The sequence below is a fragment of the Streptomyces sp. NPDC005576 genome, assembly GCF_042871745.1.
Classification (GTDB): Bacteria; Actinomycetota; Actinomycetes; order Streptomycetales; family Streptomycetaceae; genus Streptomyces.
In genome coordinates, this window is record NZ_JBIAJC010000017.1 from 115,819 (window position 1) to 136,163 (window position 20,345).

The following is a 20,345-nucleotide window of genomic DNA, read 5'->3' on the forward strand; positions in this document are numbered from 1 at the left end:
TACCTGGTCTCCACCGGCACCGCCCCTGCCGCCGTCCGCGCCGAGGCCGACCTCCGGGGGACCGCCGACGGCGGCGCGGCGGGGCTCACCCTCGCCCACACCGACGCGGACAACCGGGTGGCCGTCTGGCGGGACAGCCCTGAAGGCCGCGCTGGTCACCGAAGTCCGGGTGAAGGGCGTCGACCAGGGCGAACAGCTCAGCGCCCTGTCCACCGGGTTCTCCTGGGAGACCTGGCACACCGTCTCCGCCGAGATCCGGTCCACCCGGCTCACCGTGGAGGTCACCGGCGACCGGCTCCGCGACGCGGTGGCCGAGCAGACCCGCACCCTGCCCACCGCCGCCGTCCATGCCGGCGCAGTCGGCACGGCCGCCAAGGGGGCGGGAGCCGAGGCCGACGACGTCGGCGCCACCGCGCTCCACACCCCCGTCACCACGAGGGCCCCCGTCACCCGGCCCGGAGCCCTGCTCCCCGCGTACAGCGACGAGTTCGACACCACGGTCCTCCCCGGCACCACGGCCGGCTCCGCCTGGAGCTGGGTACGCGGACCCGCCGCCGGCACCACCACGGTGAACGGCGCGCTCTCCTGGCCCACCCCCACCACCGAGCTGTACCTCGGCGACAACACCGCCCCGGTCCTGCTTCGCCCCGCACCCACGGGCGACTACACGGTGGAGACCAGGCTCCACTTCGCGCCCACCACCAACGCCCAGCAGGCGGGGCTGGTGCTCTACGAGAACGACGACCGCTTCTTCAAGCTCACCCACTCGGTGCTGCCGCTCAACAACGGCGCCGGCGCCATGCTCCACGTCACCCAGTTCGGCAAAGCCCGCGCACGGGACGCCGACGCACGGGAAGCCGTGACACGGGCCGTCGCACAGAGAGGCCGGAGCGAAGCAGCCATAGCGGGTGACGCGGAAGGTCCGGTGCCGCCGAAAAATCGGCGGCCAGGACACGGCCGGGGGCCGGTGCCGCCGAACGGTCTCGGCGACACCGGCCCCCGGCCGTACACGACATCTCTGGACGTCAGTGCGCCGGCACGGCGGGCGGTTGCTGCTCGCCCTCCTCGGCGAGGCGCTCCAGACCGCTCTTGGTCTTGAGCGGCTTCTCCTTGATGAAGAGCACCGCGATCAGCGCGAAGAGCGCGAAGGGCGCGCCCACGAGGAAGACGGAGCCGGTAGCCACGCCGTAGGCGTTCTCCACGATCTCGCGGGCCTGCTCCGGCAGGGTCGTGAGGTCGGGGATGGCCCCGTCACCGCCCGCGGAGGCGGACTTGCCGAAGCCCTTCTCCAGCTCGGAGGCGACCCGGTGGCTGAGCACCGCGCCGAGGGCGCTGGTGCCGACGGCACCGCCGAGGCTGCGGAAGAAGGAGAGCGTCGAGGTCGCCGAGCCCAGCTCGGTCGCGGGCACGTCGTTCTGGGCCGCGAGGACCAGGTTCTGCATCAGCATGCCGACGCCGATACCCAGCACGGCCATGTAGGGCGCGATGACCCAGAAGGACGTACCGGCGCCGATCGTGGAGAGCAGGCACATGCCGGCGGTCATGATGATGCCGCCGGCGACCAGGAACGCCTTCCACTTGCCGCGCCTGCTGATGAGCTGGCCCGCGACGGTCGTCGAGACCATCAGGCCGAGGATCATCGGCAGGCTCATCAGGCCCGCCATGGTGGGGGACTTGCCCAGCGAGATCTGGAAGTACTGCGAGAGGAAGACCGTGCCGCCGAACATGGCCACACCGACGAGGAAGCTCGCCACGGTGGTCAGGGACACCGTCCGGTTGCGGAAGATGCTCAGCGGGATCATCGGTTCCTGGACCTTCGACTCGACCAGGACGGCGAGCGCGATCAGGACGGCGCCACCGAGGACGAGCGCGGCGGACGGACCGGAGACCCAGTCGAACTCGGAGCCGCCGAGGGTGACCCAGAGCAGGAGGGCACTGACCCCGGCCATGATGAGGAAGGCGCCGAGGTAGTCGATCTTCGCCTCGCGGCGGACGACGGGAAGCTTGAGCGTCTTCTGCAACAGGAAGATCGCGAGCAGCGCGAACGGTACGCCGATGAAGAAGCACCAGCGCCAGCCGAGCCACGAGGTGTCGACGAGCACGCCGCCGATCAGCGGCCCCGCGACGGTGCCGACCGCGAAGACGGCACCGAAGATGCCGGAGAACTTGCCGAGTTCACGCGGCGGGATGATCGAAGCCATCACGACCTGGGCGAGCGCGGTGAGGCCACCGGCGCCGATGCCCTGGAGCACCCGGCTGATGATGAGCACGGTGACGCTGTGGGAGAAGCCCGCCACGAGCGAACCGACGACGAACATCGACAGGGAGAGCTGGAGCAGCAGCTTCTTGTCGTAGAGGTCGGAGAGCTTGCCCCAGACGGGCACGGTCGCCGTCATCGCCAGTAGCTCGGAGGTGACCACCCACGTGTACGAGGACTGGCTGCCGTGCAGGTCGGTGATGATGCGCGGGAGCGCGTTGGCGACGACCGTCGAGGCGAGGATGGCCACGAACATCCCGGCCATGAGCCCGGACATGGCCTGGATTATCTGGCGGTGGTTCATGGAGGAGGACGACCGGGGTTCGGGCGTCACGGCAGCGGACATCGACTGGCGACCTCTTGTTTCTGATGGTGCGGCGTGTTCTGACGGTGCGGCGGGTTCTTGCTGGTGCGGCACGTTCGTGAGGGGTGCGGCCGGCTCCCGGGGGAGCAGCGGCGGGGCCGGCCCCGGGCGGACCGGTGGGGCGTGCGACGGTCGGCGTGCTCCTCAGTCGCCGAGACCGGCGGCGAGTTCGTCGAACGCTTCGTCGTAGAGGGTCAGGAAGGCGCGGGACCGTCCGGTGGCGGTCCAGATCTCCACGGCGGCCCGGACGGTGGCGACCGCGGCGTGCACGAGCAGCCGGGGGCGCAGGTCGGTTCTGGCGTCCTGGCCGAGGCGTTCGGCCACCGCCGCGATCAGTGCCTCCTCGTCCGCGCCGCGCGCCGCGAGGAAGCGGGGGAAGAGCGCCGGGGTGCGGTCCAGCACGGTGCACTGGAGTTCCCACCGCTCCGGCGCGTCCTCGATGTGGGCCAGTTCCTCCCCGAGGACCTGGCGCAGCACCGGGAGCGGGCCGAGGTCCGCGGGTGCGGTGAGGACCGCGGTACGGGTCCGTACCGCGCTGTCCGGGTCCGGGACGAGGATGGCGTCGTCCAAGTGGGCGAAGTAGTTGAAGAAGGTGCGCACCGAGACCCCGACGGCCGCGGTGACCGCTTCCACCGTCACCTGGTCGAGGCCCTGCTCGGCCGCCATGCGCAGGGCCGTGTCGGCCAGTGCTTCACGGGTCGCGCGCTTCTTGCGCTCGCGCAGGCCGGGCGCCGGGGGAGAGGAGGTCACGAAGGTGCATGCTATGCAAAAGTGCACAGTCTGCAAAGTTCATATTTTCGAGGAGATCCTTGCTCCGGGCGATGAGTTCCCGGCGTGCCAGCCGTCTACCCCTTCGAAAGCGCGCGGGAGCGGCCCAGGATGGCCGCAGCGCCGACCGCGGCCGGAATCCCGGCGGCGGCGAAACGGAGGAGTGGGACCACCATGGAAAAGATGATCTTCGTGAACCTGCCGGTGAAGGACCTCGCCGTCAGCAAGGCATTCTTCGAGAAGCTCGGCTACCACTGCAACCCCGGCTTCACCGACGAACACGCCGCCTGCGTCGTCATCAGCGACACGATCTACGCCATGCTGCTCACCGAACCGCGCTTCAAGGACTTCGCCACCAAGGAGATCGCGGACGCGGAGAAGACGACGGAGGTCATGCTCTGTCTGAGCGCGGAGAGCCGCGCCGAGGTGGACGAGACCGTCGACGCGGCGCTGGCCGCCGGAGGCTTCCCGGCCGGCGCCACCCAGGACTACGGCACCATGTACGGCCGCTCCTTCCAGGACCCCGACCACCACGTCTGGGAGGTCATGTGGATGGACCCGGCCGCCGTCGCGACACGCTCCTGACGCCTCCCCGGGGGCTGTGGAGGCGTCCGCCGCACGCTTTCACAACCCCGGGTACGTCACCCCGGTGAGCTGCTGGGAGGCCGACCAGAGCCGCTCGCCCGCCACGTCGTCGCGGGTCCGCCGCGCCCGCCAGGACGGGGCGGGTGCACCGCGCACCCCCAGTCGCCCCGGGCCGGTGAACGAGTCGGGGCGCACGCCCGGCGCCGTCGCCGCGTACAGCACGGGCAGCGCCCCGGCCGTCGCGGTCTGGGCGAACAGCAGGTTGCCGAACCCCATCACCCGCTCCCTGCCCCGGCGTTGTTCCAGTCGGGGCCCGGTCGTCGCCAGGTTGGTGGAGGCGTAGCCCGGGTGTGCGGCGGCTGCCACGATCGGCGAACCGGTCCGCGCCAGCAGTCGCGCGAACTCGTGGACGAAGAGCAGGTTGGCGGTCTTCGACGCGGCGTAGGCGATCCAACGCCGGTAGTCGTGCTCGCTGTTGAGGTCGCCCATGTCGATGTCGGCGAGCCGGTGCAGCATGCTCGACACGGTCACCACCCGCGCCTTCCCGGCCGCGCGCAGGGCGGGCAGCAGCAGGCCGGTGAGGGCGTAGTGCCCCAGGTGGTTGACGCCGAACTGCGTTTCGAAGCCGTCGGCGGTTCGTCCGTACGGCAGCGCCATCACGCCCGCGTTGTTGACGAGCAGGTCGATCCGGTCCGGGGCGTGCGAGGCCGCGAACTCCCGTACGGAGGCGAGGTCGGCCAGGTCCAGCGGTACGAACGCCACGTCCGCCCGGGGCACCGCCCGTCGGATGCGGTCCGCCGCGCCCTCCCCGCGCTCCTCGTCGCGGCAGGCGAGCAGCACCCGGGCGCCGCGCCGGGCCAACTCTCTCGCCGTGACGAGGCCGAGGCCGCTGTTGGCCCCGGTGACCACAGCCGTGCGGCCGCTCTGGTCGGGGATGTCGTGCGTGTTCCAGCCCTGGATCATGGGCCCCAGGGTACGACCGCCGGCCACGGCCGTACGGCCCGGCATCCGCGGGCCGGAGAGGCCGGGCCGTCGTGGGCAGGCGGGTCGTACGCCTAAGGGCTGTCCCGCACTTCCTGGCGGGTGCGCGACGAGAGCTACGGCACCTCGCCGCGTTGTCGGAACGTCCCCATACATCCAGTATGCGGACGCCCCTCCGCCTTGCGATGCACCGCATCCGACGCCGCGCACTGATCCACCACGCAGTGCGGGACAGCCCTTAGGCGCAACGCTGTTCGGTTGAAATTCGATCGGCGGCGCAAAGTTCGGTGTTTCGGCTGGTGATACGGGTGCAGCCCCTGTAGTGGTTCTCGGGTCCGCCAGGACTCGTGTTCCAGGCTGTTCCGTTCGATCTCGTCGACGAGGCACTCGCATCCGCCGGCGGTCGGCAAGAGCGGGCACGCTCCTGTCCCGCATGGGTAAAGTCACCGTCCGCTACCGGCGGACCGGTGTGCCCGTCGGTCCGCACCCGCAGCACCTGCGAAAATCTCCGCACACACCTGCCTCACCCCGGCGGGAGGAGGCTGATCGGAAGGCGCGTCGAACATGACTGGGCAACACGACCGCTGGGCGGACCTGACCGGCGGACAGGCCGGCGAGGAGTACGCCCGGCGTTTCGCGAGGCTTGCCGAATCCGGCCACGACGTCCACGGCGAGGCCGCCTTCTGCGCCACCCTGTTGAACCCGGGAGCCCGCGTACTCGACGCGGGTTGCGGCACCGGTCGGATCGCGATCCGGCTCGCCGAACTGGGCCACCACTGCACGGGCGTGGACGTCGACGCCTCGATGCTCGCCGTAGCCCGGCGCGAGGCCCCCACGCAGGAGTGGCTCCTCGGGGACCTGACCCGTCTGGACACCCTCGGCCTGGAGCCGGATTTCGACCTGGCCCTCGCCGCCGGAAACGTCATCCCCCTGCTGGCCCCGGGCACCGAAGCAGCCGTCGTCCGGCAGTTGGCCACCGCGCTGCGCCCCGGCGGCTTGCTGGTCACGGGCATGGGACTGGACGCGGCCCACCTGCCGCTGCCGGAGGCGCCGTTGACCCTCTCGGACTTCGACGGCTGGTGCAGCCAGGCCGGACTCCTCCTGGAGCACCGCTACGCCACATGGAGCGGTGCTCCGTACCGGCCGGGCTGCGGCTATGCCGTCAGCGTGCATTCCCGCCCAGCCATGTGAGTCCGACACGGCCGTCACCTCCCACCTGTCGCCCGGTGGTGTCACGGGCACGCCGGCCGGGGCTGCCGCCGGCCGGTCTTCGGGCCCGGCCGGCGGCGGCGTTCCTCTACGGGGTGGGGCTCAGCCGACCATCCACCGTTGGAGGGTCGAACCGGTGTCGGTCTGCTGGGTGAGCAGGGCGCCGGGGGCCGTGGACGCCGAGGTCAGCGTCAGGTTGCTCTTGACGGAGGCGACGGAGTAGGTGCCGTCGGACTGACGGGTGAAGGCCCAGTGCTGGTTGGTCCCACCTGTGCAGGTCCACTGGACGACCTTGGCGCCGGCGACGGTGGAGCCGTCGGAGACGTCGGCGCAGAGTCCGGACTCCGCGTTGCGCAGTTCGTAGGAGCCGTCGCTCTGCCGGGTGAAGGTCCAGGTCTGGTTGGCGCCGCCGTTGGCGGTGTAGGTGATGAGCTGGGTGCCGGGGGTGGTGCTGTGACCGGGGTTGTCCAGCACCAGCCCGCCGGTGGTGAGGGTGTGGTTGCCGTTCAGCCCGGCGGATGAGGTGCCGACCGCCGTGACGGTCAGCGTCTGCTCGGCGGCGCCGCGTCCGCCGCCGACCGTGCTGCCGCCGGTGTCGGTCCAGGCGCGCACGGGGGTGGTCTCGGCGAGCCTGCCGCTGACGCCGGAGAGGCCGATGACCAGACCGCTGTAGCGGTTCACCAGTCGGTACGAGCCCGTGGCGGCGCCGTTGGCCGAGGAGGTGGTGGGGACGACGAACCACTGCTGGCCGACGGTGGGGCCGGCAGTGCCGGGTGCGGTGACGGTGGGCGCGCTGCCCCAGGCTCGTCCCGTCGCGGGGGTGGTGGGGACCCCGAGGAGTTGTCCGGTGGCGGCGTTGGCGATGCGGTAGGAGCCGTCGCCGAGGCCGGTGAAGGTCCAGGCGTCCAGCCCCGTCCCGGTGGCGGTGGCGGTCGAGGTGGTGGCGGAGGAAGTGGACGACACCTGTGCCAGGACCCGGCCGCCGCCGCCGGTGACGCGATAGGTCTTGGCCGGATCGAAGGGTGCGGCGGCCGGGGCGGTGGAGTTGATCGTCAGGTTGACGTACGCGCCGGAGGCGCCGCCCGCGCAGCCGAAGGAGCAGTAGGACCGGAAGCTCTTGCCGACTATCGCGGAGCCGGTCTTGCTGGTGCTGTCGAGGAACCAGCGGTACCAGGAGGCGGTGTGGTAGCTGCCGGTGTCGCCGATCAAGCGCCACTTCTGGGTGGCCAGGTTGTCGGTGGCGTACAACTGCTGCGGCGCGTTGCCGGACTGGTCGACCGCCTGCGGCTCGCCGATGTAGAGGCCCAGGTAGGCGTTGTAGGTGATGTCCATGACGAACAGCGGCGAGGTGGGCGGGGTCTTGCCCGCGGCGACCTGCTGGTCCACGCTGCCGGTGTTGGCCGGGTCGTACTCCTTGGCGGTGGGTGTGTATCCGGTGGTGTCGGTCGCGGTCACCGGGACCGTGTTGCTCTCCTTCCCGCCGACGCCCGGCTGGGACCAGGAGCCGCCGTACCACTTCTGCCAGGTGCCGGACGCCATCTTGCCGGACAGCGGCGCGCGGGCCACGTGGGAGTAGAACGCCTTCCAGCCGCCGTTCTTGTCGATGAGGCGGGAGCCGTAGAAGACGTAGAAGTAGCCCGAGGCAGCGTCGACGTAGAGGCGCTGGTCGCCGTCGCCGTAGGAGTACGTCTGCTGCGGGAAGGCCGCGGTGTCGCCACGTGCGGTGCTGTACGGGGAGGTGAGGGCGTGGCCCTTGATGGTCCAGTGCCGTCCCTGGTCGGTGGAGACGGCGTAGTCGATGGCGTCGAAGTGGCTGCTGTCACCGAAGGGTTGCGGGGTGAACTCGTTGTGCACCAAGCCGTACCAGTTCCCGCTGTCGGGGTCGACCCACACGCCCGCCAGATCGCAGAAGTTGCGCTGCGTGTAGCCGGAGCCGCTGGGCGGGAAGGTCGCACCGGTGCCGGTGGGACTGTTGTTGCACAGCGTGGTGGTGTCCGCGTTGGTTCCGGAGTCGCTGACCGCGGCCGAGCGGGTGGCGGTGTCGAAGTCGGTGCCCGTGTAGAAGGTCCATGCCCGGCTGTCACTCGCGCCGTACAGCGAATGGGCCTGCTGGTAGTAGAACGTCCCGTCCTTGTCGATGTACGGGTAGGCCGGGGTGTCGTCCGGGTGGGTCCAGTTGCCCTCGGCGCCGACGGTCACCGTATGGGTGGGGTCGGCGGCCGAGGCGGCCGGGACGTTCAGCACGGTGCCGGCCACGGCTATGGCCGCCGCGGCGAGCGCTCCGGCAACTCTGGTGCGACGCGCGGTACTTCCGGTACTTCCGCTACTTCTGCGAGAGGCTGACAAGGCGTTCTCCTTGCTGTCGGGGGTGCCGGTGTACGGGGGTGTCGGGCTCTGGGGGTGCCGGGCTCCCGGTCTGGGGTGTCGGGCTCACGGTCTGGGGTGTCGGGCTCTGGGGCTCAGCCGAAGGGTTCGATGTACACCTGCGGTTCACCGAGGTCCGGCCGGTCGCGTGGAGCGATCTGCTCGCCCAAGGGCGGTACTCGATCGCGCCGTTCACCATCCGCCGGTCCGCGCTTACGCCCGCGAAGCGCCCGTGCTCTTCGCGAGCGGCCCACCGCGCCCGGCGACGGCGAGCACCAGGGCGACGGCGGAGCGCACACCCCGAGCGCCTGGGCCGCGTCTGACCATTCCCGCTGGGGGTGGCGCATGACTCCTCCAAAGTGCTGCGGCAGACCGGGAGAGGAACGATTCGAGGGAGCAGCGCGACGAGGGGACGCCGCCCGTCACAAGGACGTGGTGCGTCTTCGATGGCCGGAACTATGGCAGAGAATGTTAACGATGCCAACAGCCCTGCCCCCGCCAGCTATCGCTGCTCTGCCTCGGAGGAGCACGCGATAGTGGCAGCGATATCATGACGTCGTCGGAGAGCGGAAAGAGGGAAGCCATGGCGAAGCCGCACAGCAAGAGCGATGACCGCCCACCGGGCATGCTGGACGTGGCACGGGTCGCCGGGGTGTCCGCGCAGACGGTCTCGCGGGTCCTCTCCGGGCGCGTCGGCGTGCAGCCGCACACTCGGGAACGGGTGCTGGCCGCGGTGGAGAAGCTCGGCTACCGGCGCAACAACGCGGCCCGCATGCTCTCGTCCGGGCGCAGCCGCACCCTGGGCGTGGTGACCCTGCAGACCACGTTCTACTCGCGGGCGGCCCTCACCGGCGGCATCGAGAACGCCGCGCGGGCCGCCGGATACGAGGTGAGCACGGCGGCCGCCGCCTCCTTGGACACCTCCTCCATCGAGGCCGCGCTGTCGCGCTTGGCCGACCAGGGCGTCGAGGGCGTCATCCTCGCCGTGCCGCTGATCCACACCAGCGCGCGCATCGAGCAGTTCACCCGGACCACACCGACGGTCGCGGTCGACGGACCCCGCACCGACGCATCCGATATCGTCGGGGTCGACCAGGCACTCGCGGCCCGCAAAGCGACCGAGCACCTGCTCGACCTCGGGCACAAGACCGTCTGGCACGTCGCCGGGCCCGAGCACTGGCTGGAGGCCGCCCGCCGGCGCGACGGATGGCGCGCCACCCTCGAAGAGGCCGGCCGGCCCGTGCCGCCGCAACTGGAGGGGGATTGGTCACCGGCTTCCGGTTACCGCAACGGGCTCCTGCTCGGCCGGATCCCGGAGGTGACCGCGGTCTTCGTGGCCAGCGACGAGATGGCCTTCGGCGTGATCAGAGCACTGACCGAACTCGGACGGCGCGTGCCCGAGGACGTCTCCCTGGTCAGCGTCGACGACATCGACCTGGCTGCCTACTGCACCCCGCCGCTGACCACGGTCGCCCAGCCGTTCGCCCAGACCGGCGAACTCGCCGTGGCCCATGTGCTGCAGCACATCAATGACCCGGCCGGCACGATCGTCCCCGCGTCGGTCGAGCCGCAACTCGTGGTGCGCGCGAGTACGGCCCCCTGCGCCGGGACGTGACACCCGCGCCAGTGCCGCGACGGGGGCGCCGGCGCAACGGTGGGTGGTCACCCCGCGCACCTGGGGTTTCCCGGACACCACGTCATCACGAGCCGGATACGTGCGAGAGGCCGGGGATGCGCGTGCCCGGCCCCTGCCGACGAGGGATACGGCTACCGCCACCCGCGGCAATGGCTGTCCCGACGCGGAAGCCGGCACCCCATCGCCCCCGAGGATGTCGAGACCTCACAGCGGCTCGGTACGCACCGCTGGACCATCGAACGCACCATGTCCTGGTTCGCCGGCTGCCGACGACTCCGCCGCCGCTGCGAACGCAAAGCCTCCCCCCTGCCTGGCCTTCACCAGCATGCCCCGCCCGTCCAGCACCGAGGCGGTACGGGGCGTGGCGGTCTTCCGCTCAGTGGGGACCGCGCCGTGTTGGACGCAACCAAACCCCACATGGCGAGTGCTTGGGCAGCGCTTTTGAATTGTCGGGCGAATCGCTCGGCAGTGGAACGACGCAGGGTGCACAGCCACAGGTAGCTGCTCGGGGAGGCGCAGAGACTTACCCGTGCCCGGAACAAGAAGGCGCGCGTCACCGGCTCTTGCCCGTGCACAGGGAGAGCGTCCACGTGGCTGCCGTGGCTAAGGGCTGTCCAGCGATTCGTGGTGGAATTGCCGGACACCACTCAGGTGGTGTCCGGCGGATCATGGCCGGGGTCGCGACGCCCGGCACGGCGCCTCGCGGCGTTGCCGAAACGTCCGAATCGATCCGCGATGAGGACGTTCCAGCGCCTTGCGACGCACCGCGCCGAACGCCGCGCCCTGCCCGACCTCTATCCGCCGGACACCACCTACGCCTCCCGGAGCTCGAACGTCTCCACCGTCACCTCGTCGTCGTCCAGGCAGGCACCCGTCGCGAGGTCGAACCGCTGCTTCAGCAACGGCGAGGCCACGAACGGCCGCCCGCCGGCCGATCCGAGCAGCCCGCGCGAGAGGACGTACGCCCCCGTGAACGGGTCCCGGTTGTCGATCGCGTACGCCCGTCCCGACCGGTCCACGAAGACCGCCACCTGGCGCCCGTCCGGAAGCAGGGCCGCCACCCCGCGCCCGGGGGCCAGCAGGGAGCGGTCGCAGAGAGGGAACCAACTACCTCGGTAGGCGAGTTGCACCACCGTCGAGAGGTTCGCGAGGGGAGCTTCGGCCGTCGTCACAGCGGTCATCAGGATGCGGTCCCTTCCAGGGTGCGGATCGCGAGCACCGGGCCCGCGAGGATGTCGAGGTCGGGCTTGACCTGGTCGCGCTCGGGCACGAACCGCACCGAGGGGTCCGGTGCGTCGGGCGCGTTCACGAAGGTCACGAAGCGGCGCAGCCGCTCCGGGTCGTTGATGGTCTCGGCCCACTCGTCGCGGTAGCCCTTCACGTGGTCCGCCATCATCCGCTCCAGCTCGTCGCAGAGCCCGAGCGAGTCGTGGACCACCACGTCCCGCACGTGGTCGAGGCCGCCCTCGATCCGGTCCAGCCAGGCCGAGGTGCGCTCCAGCCGGTCCGCGGTGCGGATGTAGAACATCAGGAACCGGTCGATGAGACGCACCAGTTCGGCGTCGGACAGGTCCTGCGCGAGCAGGTCCGCGTGGCGCGGGGTGGCGCCGCCGTTGCCGCCCACGTAGAGGTTCCAGCCGCCGGCGGTCGCGATGATCCCGAAGTCCTTGCCCCGGGCCTCCGCGCACTCGCGGGCACACCCGGAGACCGCCGACTTCAGCTTGTGCGGGGAGCGCAGGCCGCGGTAGCGCAGCTCCAGGTCGATCGCCATCCGTACCGAGTCCTGCACGCCGTACCGGCACCAGGTCTGCCCCACACAGGACTTGACCGTCCGCAGCGACTTCCCGTACGCGTGGCCCGACTCGAACCCGGCGTCCACCAGCCGGGTCCAGATCAGCGGGAGCTGATCGACCCGGGCGCCGAAGAGGTCGATCCGCTGGCCGCCGGTGATCTTGGTGTAGAGCCCGAAGTCACGGGCCACCTCGCCGATCACGATCAGCTTCTCCGGGGTGATCTCGCCGCCCGGGATGCGCGGCACGATCGAGTACGAGCCGTTCTTCTGGAGGTTGGCGAGGAAGTGGTCGTTGGTGTCCTGGAGCGCCGCCTGCTCGCCGTCCAGTACGTACCCGCTCGCGCCGACCGTCGGGGCCAGCGAGGCGATGACCGAACCGACCGTGGGCTTGCAGACCTCGCAGCCGTCACCACCGCGCGCCTCCTCGCGACCGTGCGAGTCGAGCAGCTCGGCGAAGGTGGTGATGCCCAGGGTGCGCACGATCTCGTACAGCTCGCTGCGGGTGTGGGCGAAGCAGCCGCACAGTCCGTCGTCCAGGCTCTGCGGCAGCAGCTGCCCGATGACCTTGACGCAACTCCCGCATCCCGTACCGGCCTTGGTGCACTTCTTCACCTCGGTCAGCGTGGTGTGCTCGCAGATCGCGCCCTTGGTCACGTTGTGGCAGGAGCAGATCACGGCCTCGTCCGGCAGCGAGGACGGGCCCAGCACGACCGGGGTGCCCGCACCGGCCGGCAGCACCAGCTGCTCCGGTGACACCGGCAGCACCGTGCCGGTCATCGGCCGCAGCATCCCGTACTGGTCGGCGTCGCCGACGAGGACCCCGCCGAGCAGGGTGCCGTCCGCGCCGATCACCAGCTTCTTGTAGACCCCCGAGCGGGAGTCCGCGTACACCACGTCGAGGCAGCCCTCGGTCGCGCCGTGCGCGTCCCCGAACGAGGCCACGTCGACACCGAGCAGCTTCAGCTTGGTCGACAGGTCGGCCCCGGTGAACGACGCCTCCTGGCCCGCGATCACCCCGGCGGTGGTCACCGCCATCTCGTAACCCGGCGCCACCAGCCCGTACACCCGGCCGTCCGAGGCCAGCGCGCACTCGCCGATGGCGAACACCGCCGGGTCGGAGGTGCGGCACTCCTCGTCCACCACGATCCCGCCGCGCGGACCGACCTCCAGACCGCAGTCGCGGGCCAGCTGGTCGCGGGGGCGGACGCCCGCCGAGAAGACCACCAGATCGGTGGCGAGAGCCGAACCGTCCGAGAGCGCCATGCCGTTGACGGCACCGTCCTCGCCGGTGGTGACCTCCTGGGTGCCGACGCCCGTGTGGATGCTCAGCCCCATGGACTCGATGGTGCGGAGCAGCGCCGCGCCGCCGCCCTCGTCCACCTGGACCGGCATCAGCCGCGGCGCGAACTCGACCACGTGCGTCTCCAGCCCGAGCCCCTTGAGCGCGCCGGCCGCCTCCAGGCCGAGCAGTCCGCCACCGACCACCGCGCCGGTCGTCGCGTTCTTCGCGTACTCCTCGATGGCGAGCAGGTCCTCGATGGTGCGGTAGACGAAGCAACCCTCCGCGTCCTTGCCGGGCACCGGCGGGACGAACGGGAAGGAGCCGGTGGCCAGCACCAGCGTGTCGTACCCGAAGGTGCGCCCGGACCGCGAGGTGACCGTGCGGCCCTCGCGGTCGACGGTCTCGGCCGGGTCCCCGACGTACAGCTCGATGCCGTGGGTCTCCATGAAACCGGCCTCGACCATGGAGAGCTCCTCCGGCGAGGTGCCGGAGAAGTACGAGGTCAGGTGGACCCGGTCGTAGGCGGGGCGGGGCTCCTCGCAGAGCACGACCACCCGCGGCCCGCCGGCGGCCGGGGTCAGACCGCGCTCGGCGAGCGCCTCCAGGAACCGCTGGCCGACCATGCCGTGCCCCACCACGACGATCGTGTGCGCGGGGGTGGTGGCGGGGACGATCGCGGAGGTCGCGGAAGTCGGGGAAGTCGGGAAAGGGGACACCGGCATCTCAGAAGCCTCCGTCGTCGGTGAGCGGGTGGAGCGGGGACGCACCGGCGGGGAGCGGTCGGGCGCCCTGCCGGATGCGGTCGGGTCTCACCGGCCGCTCGTCGTCATGTCACAGACGATGGGCGGTCGGTGTTACCCGACCGCATCCCGGCTGTTTCCCGGGAGGAACCTTGCGCTCAGCACGGGCCGGCGGCCGGTGTGAGGGCGCACCCGGTCGCCGATCGGGGGCAGTACGGGAGCAGTGCGGGGGCCGATCCTGAGCCGATCCGGAGCGGACGGGGAGTCGCCCGGCGTGGAACCGTGCGGCTCGGGGCGGCCGCGAGGCGTCCGGAGCCGTCGCTTAATGTCCTGTGCATGCCCGACATCACGCTGACCACCGTCGTCCTGCTCTGCCTGGCCGCCTGCGCGGCGGGCTGGATCGACGCGGTGGTGGGCGGCGGCGGGCTGCTGCTCCTGCCCGCCCTGCTGCTGGGGCTTCCGCATCTCCCGGCGGCGCAGGTGCTCGGCACCAACAAGGCCGTCGCGATCGTCGGGACGAGCGGCGCGGCCGTGGCCTACGCACGCCGGGCGCCGGTGCAGGTCGGCACGGCGGTACGCATCGGACTGATGGCGCTCGCCGGGTCGATGACCGGGGCGTTCTTCGCGGCCGGGATCAGCAGCGCGGTGCTCCGGCCGGTGATCATGGTGGTGCTGCTCGCCGTCGCCGCCTTCGTCCTGCTGCGGCCCTCGTTCGGCACGGAGACCGTCGTCGACGGGGCGGACCGGCGGGTGACCCGGGCCCGTACCGTCACCGCGATCGTGCTGGTCGGCGGCGGCATCGGCCTCTACGACGGGCTCTTCGGACCGGGCACCGGCACGTTCCTGGTGCTGGCGCTGACGGCCGTGCTCCACCTCGACCTGGTGACCGCCTCGGCCACCGCCAAGATCGTGAACGTCTGCACCAACGCCGGGGCGCTCGTGATGTTCGCCGTACAGGGCACCGTCCTCTGGCAGCTCGCCGCGCTGATGGCGGTGTTCAACCTGGCGGGCGGACTGGCCGGGGCGCGGATGGCGCTCAGCCGGGGCAGCGGGTTCGTCCGGGGCGTGCTGCTGGTCGTGGTCTTCTCGCTCGTCGCCAAGCTGGGCTTCGACCAGTTCACGGGCTGAGAGCCGAGCTCAGGTGGCTTCCCGTACGTCCGTGAGGTGGGCGTAGACGACCACGTTGCCCTGGTAGCCGGTGTTTTTCGAGAAGCCGCCGCCGCAGGTGATCAGCCGCAGCGCGGCGTAGGGCGCCTTCCCGTAGACCCGCGTGCTGGGGAAGTCGTCGTTCTCGTACACCTCGATCGCGTCGATCGAGAAGACTGCGGTGCGCTCGTCCTGCCGCTCGACCTCCACCCGGTCGCCGCGCTTGAGCGCACCCAGGCCGTAGAAGACCGCCGGGCCCTTGGAGTTGTCCACGTGCCCGGCCACGATCGCGGTGCCCCGGGCGCCCGGCCGGGTGCCGTCGCCGTACCAGCCGGCGAGGTTGCGGTCCTTCTCCGGCGGCACGTCCAGGCTGCCGTCCGGGCGGAGGCCGAGCCGGGTCATCGGCGCGTCCACGTCGATCTCGGGAATACGGACCCGGACCGGCGCGGACGGGGCCAGCGGCTCGGCGACGGGTGACCCCGGCTGGAGCTGCGGCCCGGCGGCGAACCCCTCGGCCGTGGACGGCTGCGGTGGCACCACCTGGGTGTCCGCGCCGTTCTGGATCAGCCAGACACCGGCCAGTACGGCGACGCCGATCAGCCAGGCCTTGCTCTTGTGAGCCGTCTGGGACACGGTGCCGTCCTTCTCGTCACGAGGCTGCGGGGCGCCCACGGAGGGCTACGGGGGCTTGCGGGGGCGGGGCGGGAGCGAGGGCGGGGCGAGAGCCCCGGAAGGGCCGCGCCCCGCCCGTAGGCCGTGTCGACCCTTCCCGCCGGGCGGGCGGTGTCCGACGCGCATGGTCGGACACGGCCGGTCCGGTGGGTCAGTGGGAGCCGGCCGCCCGGCGTCGGCGGGCCGTCCACAGCGCGCCGGCGCCGGCCGCGCCGAGCACACCGAAGCCCGCGGCGATCCGGGTGTGGTCGGGCCCGACGCTGCCGCCCACGCCGGTCTGGACGTGGCCCCAGGGCTGCTGGTCCCGGCCCTGACCCTGGTCCTGTTCGTGGCCGCCGGAACCGCCGGTCACCAGCAGCTGACCCCGGGCGTCCTTGCCGTTGTCGCAGGCCACGGCGATGTCGTAGGTGCCGGGGCGGGTCTCGCGCGGGACGGTGAAGTGCCCGACCACGATGTCCTTGCCGGGGCCGGGGTAGAGCTCGAAGTCCCCCGCGTCCAGAGAGTTCGCGTCGCCTATGCCCGAACCGTTCTTGCCGCAGGCGGTGGTGTTCACGGTGACCTTGGCACCCGGAACGGCGGTGGACGGGGTGAGCTCCAGCCGGCGCCGGTCCCGTTCGGCGTTGTCCGCGTACGCGGACGGGGCGAGCAGGGCGAGGCCGAATGTCGCGGTCGCGGCGAGGGCGACGGCGGTACCGGTCGTGGAGCTGAGGGGACGGAGCATGGGAGGTCCTCCGGGTACGTGCGCGAGCAGAGCGGGAGCGCCCCGGGCCGGACGGGCCGGAGCGGGACGGGTCCTGCCTCCGAGGTAACGGGCGGCCCGCCCCCCATGCCTGCTGACACGCCCTCAGAAATCACCCGTACGGACCGGCGCGGCCCCCTTGCTGTCTGTGATCGACGCAGTTCATGACGGTCCTGGCGCACCTTCTGGCCCATGGCGTGTGGCCCGGTGCCGAACGAGTGACACTCAGAACCCGGATGTGACACAGGTCACATGCATGCTCCTGCCGGGGTCGGGCACACGCTAGACATCCCCCCTCGGGGTGGCACCCCCCCGCCACCCCCTGGCAACCGCCCTCACCGGCCCCACCCCCCCCCGGGCCCGATGGGGGCGTTGTCATGCGTACCCGGGCCTCCGTGGGTCCGTTCAGTGCTGGTGCCGCTCCTGGACCGGGTCCGCCGGGGCGTCCCCGTACACCCTCTCCAGCAGCTCCATCACTCCGGCGTCCACGGGGTAGGTCCGGTCATCGATCCGGTGGACGGGGGTGATGCCCCGGGAGTTGGTGACGAACGCGGCCCGGAAGGCCCCGAGTCCGTCCAGGGTCACCGGTCGCCGGGCCGAAGGGGCTCCGGTGAGGGCGAGTCCCTCCTCCAGCAGCGCCATGGTGATCCCGATCAGCGCGGGTGCGTCCGGCCAGACCACGCGATCGCCGTCCCAGAAGCCGACATTGGTGATCGACCCTTCGGTGACCACCCCGCCGGGAGCGGTCAGCAGCGCCTGGTCGTACCCCGAACGCACGGCCAGCCTGCCGTAGTAGGTCTGGCTGAAGTCACCGGGCCGCTTTATGTGCGGCAGGTCGCGGGCGTACGACACCGACAGGAGGCTCACCGGCCGCGTCGCCGGCACGGCGGGCGGTGCGACCGTCACCATCAGTACGGTCTTCGTTGCCCCCGGTGGCAGGTAGCCGTGCACCCGCACCGAGGCGTCCCGTACGCCCGCTCCCGCCAGCGCCCGGCCCACCAGCCGGTGGAGCAGGTCCGCCTCCAGGTCGAGGCCGAACAGCTCCTGGTTCGCGGCGCGCAGCCGGTTCAGATGGAGGTCCCAGCCCCGCACGCGGCCGTCCGTGACCTGGAAGGCCGTGAAGTGGCCGTAGCCGGAGAAGGCGGGAATCCGCAGGTCGTCCGGGGTGGCGGGGTGACCGTCGAACTCGACGTACGGGACGGGCGAGGGAGGGATCATGAAGTCCACGGTAAGTCGTGTCCCGGAGGCGACCGGACCCGCCGTCTCTCCGGCGTCCTCCGTATCCGCGTCCGCGTTCGTCCCGGTCCCGCCGCCCCCCTCCGTGCCGTGGACCATGCGGTCCGCCGAGGAACGAAAGAGGGAGACGCCCCCGAGCCCCGGGGCTCGGGGGCGCCGGGGAGCTCGCGATACGTCACTCCGTACCGCGGAGCGCCTCCGCGAGCCGGGACATCATGTCCTCGTCGCGCTTGTAGTGGATCCACTTGCCGATGCGCGTGGACCGTACGAGGCCCGCCCGCTCCAGCGTTGCCATGTACGACGAGACCGTTGACTGCGCCAACCCCGACTTGGCCTGCAGGTGGCTGACGCACACCCCGACCTCGTCCCGATCGGCGATCGGCTCCCACTGGGAGAACTCGCCGTGCGGGTCCCGCAGCCAGTTCATGATCTGCAACCGTCCGGGGTTCGCCAGAGCCTTCAACGCCTCGACCGCGTCCAGAGGGCTGCCGTTCCCCGGGCCCGTTGCGTGTGACGTCACCACGGCCTCCTCCCTCTCACATCGACTCCGTCGCAGTCGACGCACCATCGTATCTCGATGTGACGTAGTGAGACCGCTCACCCTCTCCACCACACATTGACGCATCGCGATGTGTCGATATGATTTTCCCTGTTCACGCCCGGTGGCGGTGTGGTCGGCGCTGCTGCCGGCTGCCCCCGCGAGCATCGGGCCCACGGAGAGGGAATGCATGATGTCCGATGCCGCCAAGCCGTTGATCGTCGTCGCGGGTGCGACCAGCAAGCAGGGCAGGAGTGTCGTCGCCTCCCTGCTCGCGAGCGGGAGGTTCCGGGTGCGTGCCCTGACCAGAACGGCCGACTCCGCCCAAGCCCGGAGCCTTGCGAGAAGGGGCGCACAGATGGTCACGGTTCCCCTGGAACCGGGCCATCAGGGCGAGTTCGTGCAGGCGTTTGAGTCGGCTGACGGGGCCTTCCTCATGACGCCGCCCGTCGTGCCGCCCTCCACCGTCGAGTTCTCCCTCGGACGTCAGCTCGCCGATGCGGCGGTCGAGGCCGGTGTGGGGCACCTCGTCTTCAGCGCGCTCGAGAACGTCCAGAAGAGGTCGTCGGGCACCAAATATGCCCCGCACTTCACCGATAAGGCGCTCATCGCCGAACACATTCGAACTCTGCCGATCCCGCACACCTTCGTCATGCTCTCGTTCTTCTACACCAATGCGCTGGAGTACTACGCCCCCCGCATCGATGGCGACACGGTGCTCATGCCCTTCTACCTCCCCGAAGACTTCCGTGCCCCGTTCGTGGATCCGCTCACCGCGACCGGACCGGCCGTCCTCGAGGTGTTCTCCGACCCGGGCGCCTACGTCGGAGCCTCCCTGCCGGTCGTCGGTGACGTCATCTCCCCGGGCGAGATGGTCGATGCGTTCTCCCGCGTCACCGGGCTGAAGGCCGAGTACCGCAACGCCTGCTCCAGAGAAGGCCTGCTGACCTACTTTCCCGAGCTGGGAGAGAACCCTCTGCTGGTCGACGAGATCCTCGGCATGGCCGAGTACGCAGCGGAATTCGGATACTTCGGAAAGCACCGCGACATGGAGTGGAGCCGACGCGTCGATCCCGCCGCGCTGAGCTGGGAGCAGTTTCTCCGTAGGACCGACTGGCGCGGCGAGCGAATTTCCTTCGGCGGGTAGTGCCGCGACCGGCAGGGCTTGCCGGTCGCGGCACTGCATCCATCGCCGCGGCGCAGCCCCCGGAAGGCATCGGCGTTCTCCGGGCCGGCGGCGCACGTTGCCGCGCGGCGCCGTCATGGGACGGTCGGCGGGTGGGCCCGCGAGCGGGGTGGGATCGCGGCCGGGGCGGGCGTCACGCGCCCGCCCCGTGGACGTGTGTCAGACGGGGATGCAGAAACCGACCTCCGCGAGAGCCTCGCGGATGAGCTGGCGCAGGTACTCCCGGCTCGGCGGGTCCCCGGGATCGCCCTTCGTGCCGCGAGGGCCCCGGGGTCCTACCAGCCCCTCGGGGCCCGCGTCGCCCCGAGAGCCCTGCGGCCCCCGCGGTCCGGCCGGACCCTCCCGGCCATCGGCCCCGGAGAGGCCGGGCGCTCCGGATTTCCCGTCCCTGCCGTCCCGTCCCGGCCGGCCCTCGGAGCCCTTCGCTCCGACGGCTCCTTCGGGACCGGGCGGCCCGCTCGCGCCCTCGGGGCCCGCAGGACCCTCGATGCCGCGCAAGCCCTGCGCGCCGGCCGGTCCCTCCGGGCCGGCGGGACCTTCCGGACCGGCCGGTCCCTCCGGGCCCGTGGGACCTGTCGCACCCACGGGCCCGACCGGCCCCATCGGACCCGTGCAGCCGGCGCGGCCGTCCGGTCCGGGCGGCCCCTGCGGTCCGGGTGGGCCCTGCGGTCCGGGTGGGCCCTGCTCACCGCCGTGCGGAAGCGGGTCGCAGGTCGGACCGGCGTCGTCGACGGCCTGGGCCTGGGAGCCGACGTCCTGCGCGGGTGACCGTGTGTCCGTGTCGGTGGAGGTGGAGGTGGAGGTGGAGGTGGGGGTGGGGGCGGGGATAGGTGTGGGCGTGGACGTGGGC

Annotated in this window: 16 protein-coding genes; 6 read left to right on the forward strand and 10 right to left on the reverse strand. The window is 71.4% G+C overall.

The annotated features are described in order from the left end of the window. The first annotated feature begins 169 nt into the window (after positions 1 to 169). Positions 170 to 1,099 carry a hypothetical protein gene (locus tag ACFYPN_RS27680; RefSeq protein WP_389301910.1) on the forward strand — a complete coding sequence of 310 codons (930 nt, stop codon included), beginning with the start codon at positions 170 to 172 and terminating at the stop codon, positions 1,097 to 1,099. Here the strand turns inward: ACFYPN_RS27680 and ACFYPN_RS27685 are convergent. Together ACFYPN_RS27685 and ACFYPN_RS27690 are read right to left on the reverse strand one after the other, a co-directional pair. After that, on the reverse strand, positions 1,026 to 2,603 hold the full coding sequence (locus ACFYPN_RS27685; RefSeq protein WP_389301914.1) for an MDR family MFS transporter: 1,578 nt from the start codon (positions 2,601 to 2,603) through the stop codon (positions 1,026 to 1,028). The two genes, ACFYPN_RS27680 and ACFYPN_RS27685, sit on opposite strands and share 74 nt — an antisense overlap. A 162-nt stretch (positions 2,604 to 2,765) precedes the next feature. After that, the gene (locus tag ACFYPN_RS27690) at positions 2,766 to 3,371 is read right to left on the reverse strand and encodes a TetR/AcrR family transcriptional regulator (RefSeq protein WP_358761016.1); all 606 of its coding nucleotides are present in this window, start codon (positions 3,369 to 3,371) and stop codon (positions 2,766 to 2,768) included. A gap of 192 nt (positions 3,372 to 3,563) precedes the next feature. Here ACFYPN_RS27690 and ACFYPN_RS27695 point away from each other — a divergent pair, with 192 nt between their 5' ends. Beyond that, a complete protein-coding gene (locus ACFYPN_RS27695; protein ID WP_358761015.1) occupies positions 3,564 to 3,974 on the forward strand; it encodes a VOC family protein in 411 nt (136 codons plus the stop codon). Positions 3,975 to 4,013: 39 nt separating this feature from the next. Here ACFYPN_RS27695 and ACFYPN_RS27700 read toward each other — a convergent pair whose 3' ends face one another. Continuing rightward, entirely contained in the window at positions 4,014 to 4,937 is a 924-nt protein-coding gene (locus ACFYPN_RS27700; RefSeq protein ID WP_389301916.1) for an oxidoreductase, read from the reverse strand. 582 nt (positions 4,938 to 5,519) lie between these two features. On the opposite strand from ACFYPN_RS27700, the gene ACFYPN_RS27705 reads away from it, so the two are divergent. After that, positions 5,520 to 6,146, forward strand: coding sequence for a class I SAM-dependent methyltransferase (locus tag ACFYPN_RS27705; protein WP_389301919.1), 627 nt, complete (start codon positions 5,520 to 5,522; stop codon positions 6,144 to 6,146). Positions 6,147 to 6,266: 120 nt separating this feature from the next. Here ACFYPN_RS27705 and ACFYPN_RS27710 read toward each other — a convergent pair whose 3' ends face one another. Further along, on the reverse strand, positions 6,267 to 8,420 hold the full coding sequence (locus ACFYPN_RS27710) for an RICIN domain-containing protein (protein WP_389301922.1): 2,154 nt from the start codon (positions 8,418 to 8,420) through the stop codon (positions 6,267 to 6,269). Positions 8,421 to 9,111: 691 nt separating this feature from the next. On the opposite strand from ACFYPN_RS27710, the gene ACFYPN_RS27715 reads away from it, so the two are divergent. After that, positions 9,112 to 10,143 carry a LacI family DNA-binding transcriptional regulator gene (locus tag ACFYPN_RS27715; RefSeq protein ID WP_358761011.1) on the forward strand — a complete coding sequence of 344 codons (1,032 nt, stop codon included), beginning with the start codon at positions 9,112 to 9,114 and terminating at the stop codon, positions 10,141 to 10,143. An 833-nt stretch (positions 10,144 to 10,976) separates the two neighbouring features. Here the strand turns inward: ACFYPN_RS27715 and nirD are convergent. Both nirD and nirB read right to left on the reverse strand, forming a co-directional pair. After that, entirely contained in the window at positions 10,977 to 11,345 is a 369-nt protein-coding gene (gene nirD / locus ACFYPN_RS27720) for a nitrite reductase small subunit NirD (RefSeq protein ID WP_358761010.1), read from the reverse strand. Continuing rightward, positions 11,345 to 13,960 (reverse strand): nitrite reductase large subunit NirB, encoded by a 2,616-nt coding sequence (nirB, locus tag ACFYPN_RS27725; RefSeq protein ID WP_389301924.1) that lies wholly within the window; start codon positions 13,958 to 13,960, stop codon positions 11,345 to 11,347. Before nirB ends, nirD begins: the two co-directional genes overlap by 1 nt. A gap of 354 nt (positions 13,961 to 14,314) precedes the next feature. Between nirB and ACFYPN_RS27730 the strand changes: the two genes are divergently transcribed. Then, on the forward strand, positions 14,315 to 15,106 hold the full coding sequence (locus tag ACFYPN_RS27730) for a TSUP family transporter (protein ID WP_358761009.1): 792 nt from the start codon (positions 14,315 to 14,317) through the stop codon (positions 15,104 to 15,106). 9 nt (positions 15,107 to 15,115) lie between these two features. Here the strand turns inward: ACFYPN_RS27730 and ACFYPN_RS27735 are convergent, their stop codons facing one another. From ACFYPN_RS27735 to ACFYPN_RS27750, 4 genes are all read right to left on the reverse strand, one after another. Next, entirely contained in the window at positions 15,116 to 15,757 is a 642-nt protein-coding gene (locus ACFYPN_RS27735) for a class F sortase (RefSeq protein WP_358761008.1), read from the reverse strand. A gap of 190 nt (positions 15,758 to 15,947) precedes the next feature. Next, on the reverse strand, positions 15,948 to 16,517 hold the full coding sequence (locus tag ACFYPN_RS27740) for a hypothetical protein (RefSeq protein WP_358761007.1): 570 nt from the start codon (positions 16,515 to 16,517) through the stop codon (positions 15,948 to 15,950). A gap of 423 nt (positions 16,518 to 16,940) precedes the next feature. Then, complete coding sequence (locus ACFYPN_RS27745) at positions 16,941 to 17,753, reverse strand: aminotransferase class IV family protein (RefSeq protein ID WP_358761006.1); 813 nt, start codon at positions 17,751 to 17,753, stop codon at positions 16,941 to 16,943. Positions 17,754 to 17,946: 193 nt separating this feature from the next. Further along, positions 17,947 to 18,198: a helix-turn-helix domain-containing protein gene (locus ACFYPN_RS27750; protein WP_358761032.1), complete on the reverse strand. Its 252-nt coding sequence runs from the start codon at positions 18,196 to 18,198 to the stop codon at positions 17,947 to 17,949. Between the two features lie 301 nt (positions 18,199 to 18,499). On the opposite strand from ACFYPN_RS27750, the gene ACFYPN_RS27755 reads away from it, so the two are divergent. Continuing rightward, positions 18,500 to 19,456, forward strand: a complete 957-nt coding sequence (locus ACFYPN_RS27755) for an NmrA/HSCARG family protein (protein WP_358761005.1) — start codon at positions 18,500 to 18,502, stop codon at positions 19,454 to 19,456. Positions 19,457 to 20,345: the final 889 nt, after the last annotated feature.

What these genes read in the sequence shown, in the direction of transcription:
- ACFYPN_RS27740 (WP_358761007.1), bottom strand. Translation starts at nt 16,517, where the DNA reads ATGCTCCGTCCCCTCAGCTCCACGACCGGTACCGCCGTCGCCCTCGCC.
- ACFYPN_RS27705 (WP_389301919.1), top strand. Translation starts at nt 5,520, where the DNA reads ATGACTGGGCAACACGACCGCTGGGCGGACCTGACCGGCGGACAGGCC.
- ACFYPN_RS27685 (WP_389301914.1), bottom strand. Translation starts at nt 2,603, where the DNA reads ATGTCCGCTGCCGTGACGCCCGAACCCCGGTCGTCCTCCTCCATGAAC.
- ACFYPN_RS27700 (WP_389301916.1), bottom strand. Translation starts at nt 4,937, where the DNA reads ATGATCCAGGGCTGGAACACGCACGACATCCCCGACCAGAGCGGCCGC.
- nirB (WP_389301924.1), bottom strand. Translation starts at nt 13,960, where the DNA reads ATGCCGGTGTCCCCTTTCCCGACTTCCCCGACTTCCGCGACCTCCGCG.
- ACFYPN_RS27755 (WP_358761005.1), top strand. Translation starts at nt 18,500, where the DNA reads ATGATGTCCGATGCCGCCAAGCCGTTGATCGTCGTCGCGGGTGCGACC.
- ACFYPN_RS27750 (WP_358761032.1), bottom strand. Translation starts at nt 18,198, where the DNA reads ATGAACTGGCTGCGGGACCCGCACGGCGAGTTCTCCCAGTGGGAGCCG.
- ACFYPN_RS27715 (WP_358761011.1), top strand. Translation starts at nt 9,112, where the DNA reads ATGGCGAAGCCGCACAGCAAGAGCGATGACCGCCCACCGGGCATGCTG.
- ACFYPN_RS27745 (WP_358761006.1), bottom strand. Translation starts at nt 17,753, where the DNA reads ATGATCCCTCCCTCGCCCGTCCCGTACGTCGAGTTCGACGGTCACCCC.
- nirD (WP_358761010.1), bottom strand. Translation starts at nt 11,345, where the DNA reads ATGACCGCTGTGACGACGGCCGAAGCTCCCCTCGCGAACCTCTCGACG.
- ACFYPN_RS27730 (WP_358761009.1), top strand. Translation starts at nt 14,315, where the DNA reads ATGCCCGACATCACGCTGACCACCGTCGTCCTGCTCTGCCTGGCCGCC.
- ACFYPN_RS27695 (WP_358761015.1), top strand. Translation starts at nt 3,564, where the DNA reads ATGGAAAAGATGATCTTCGTGAACCTGCCGGTGAAGGACCTCGCCGTC.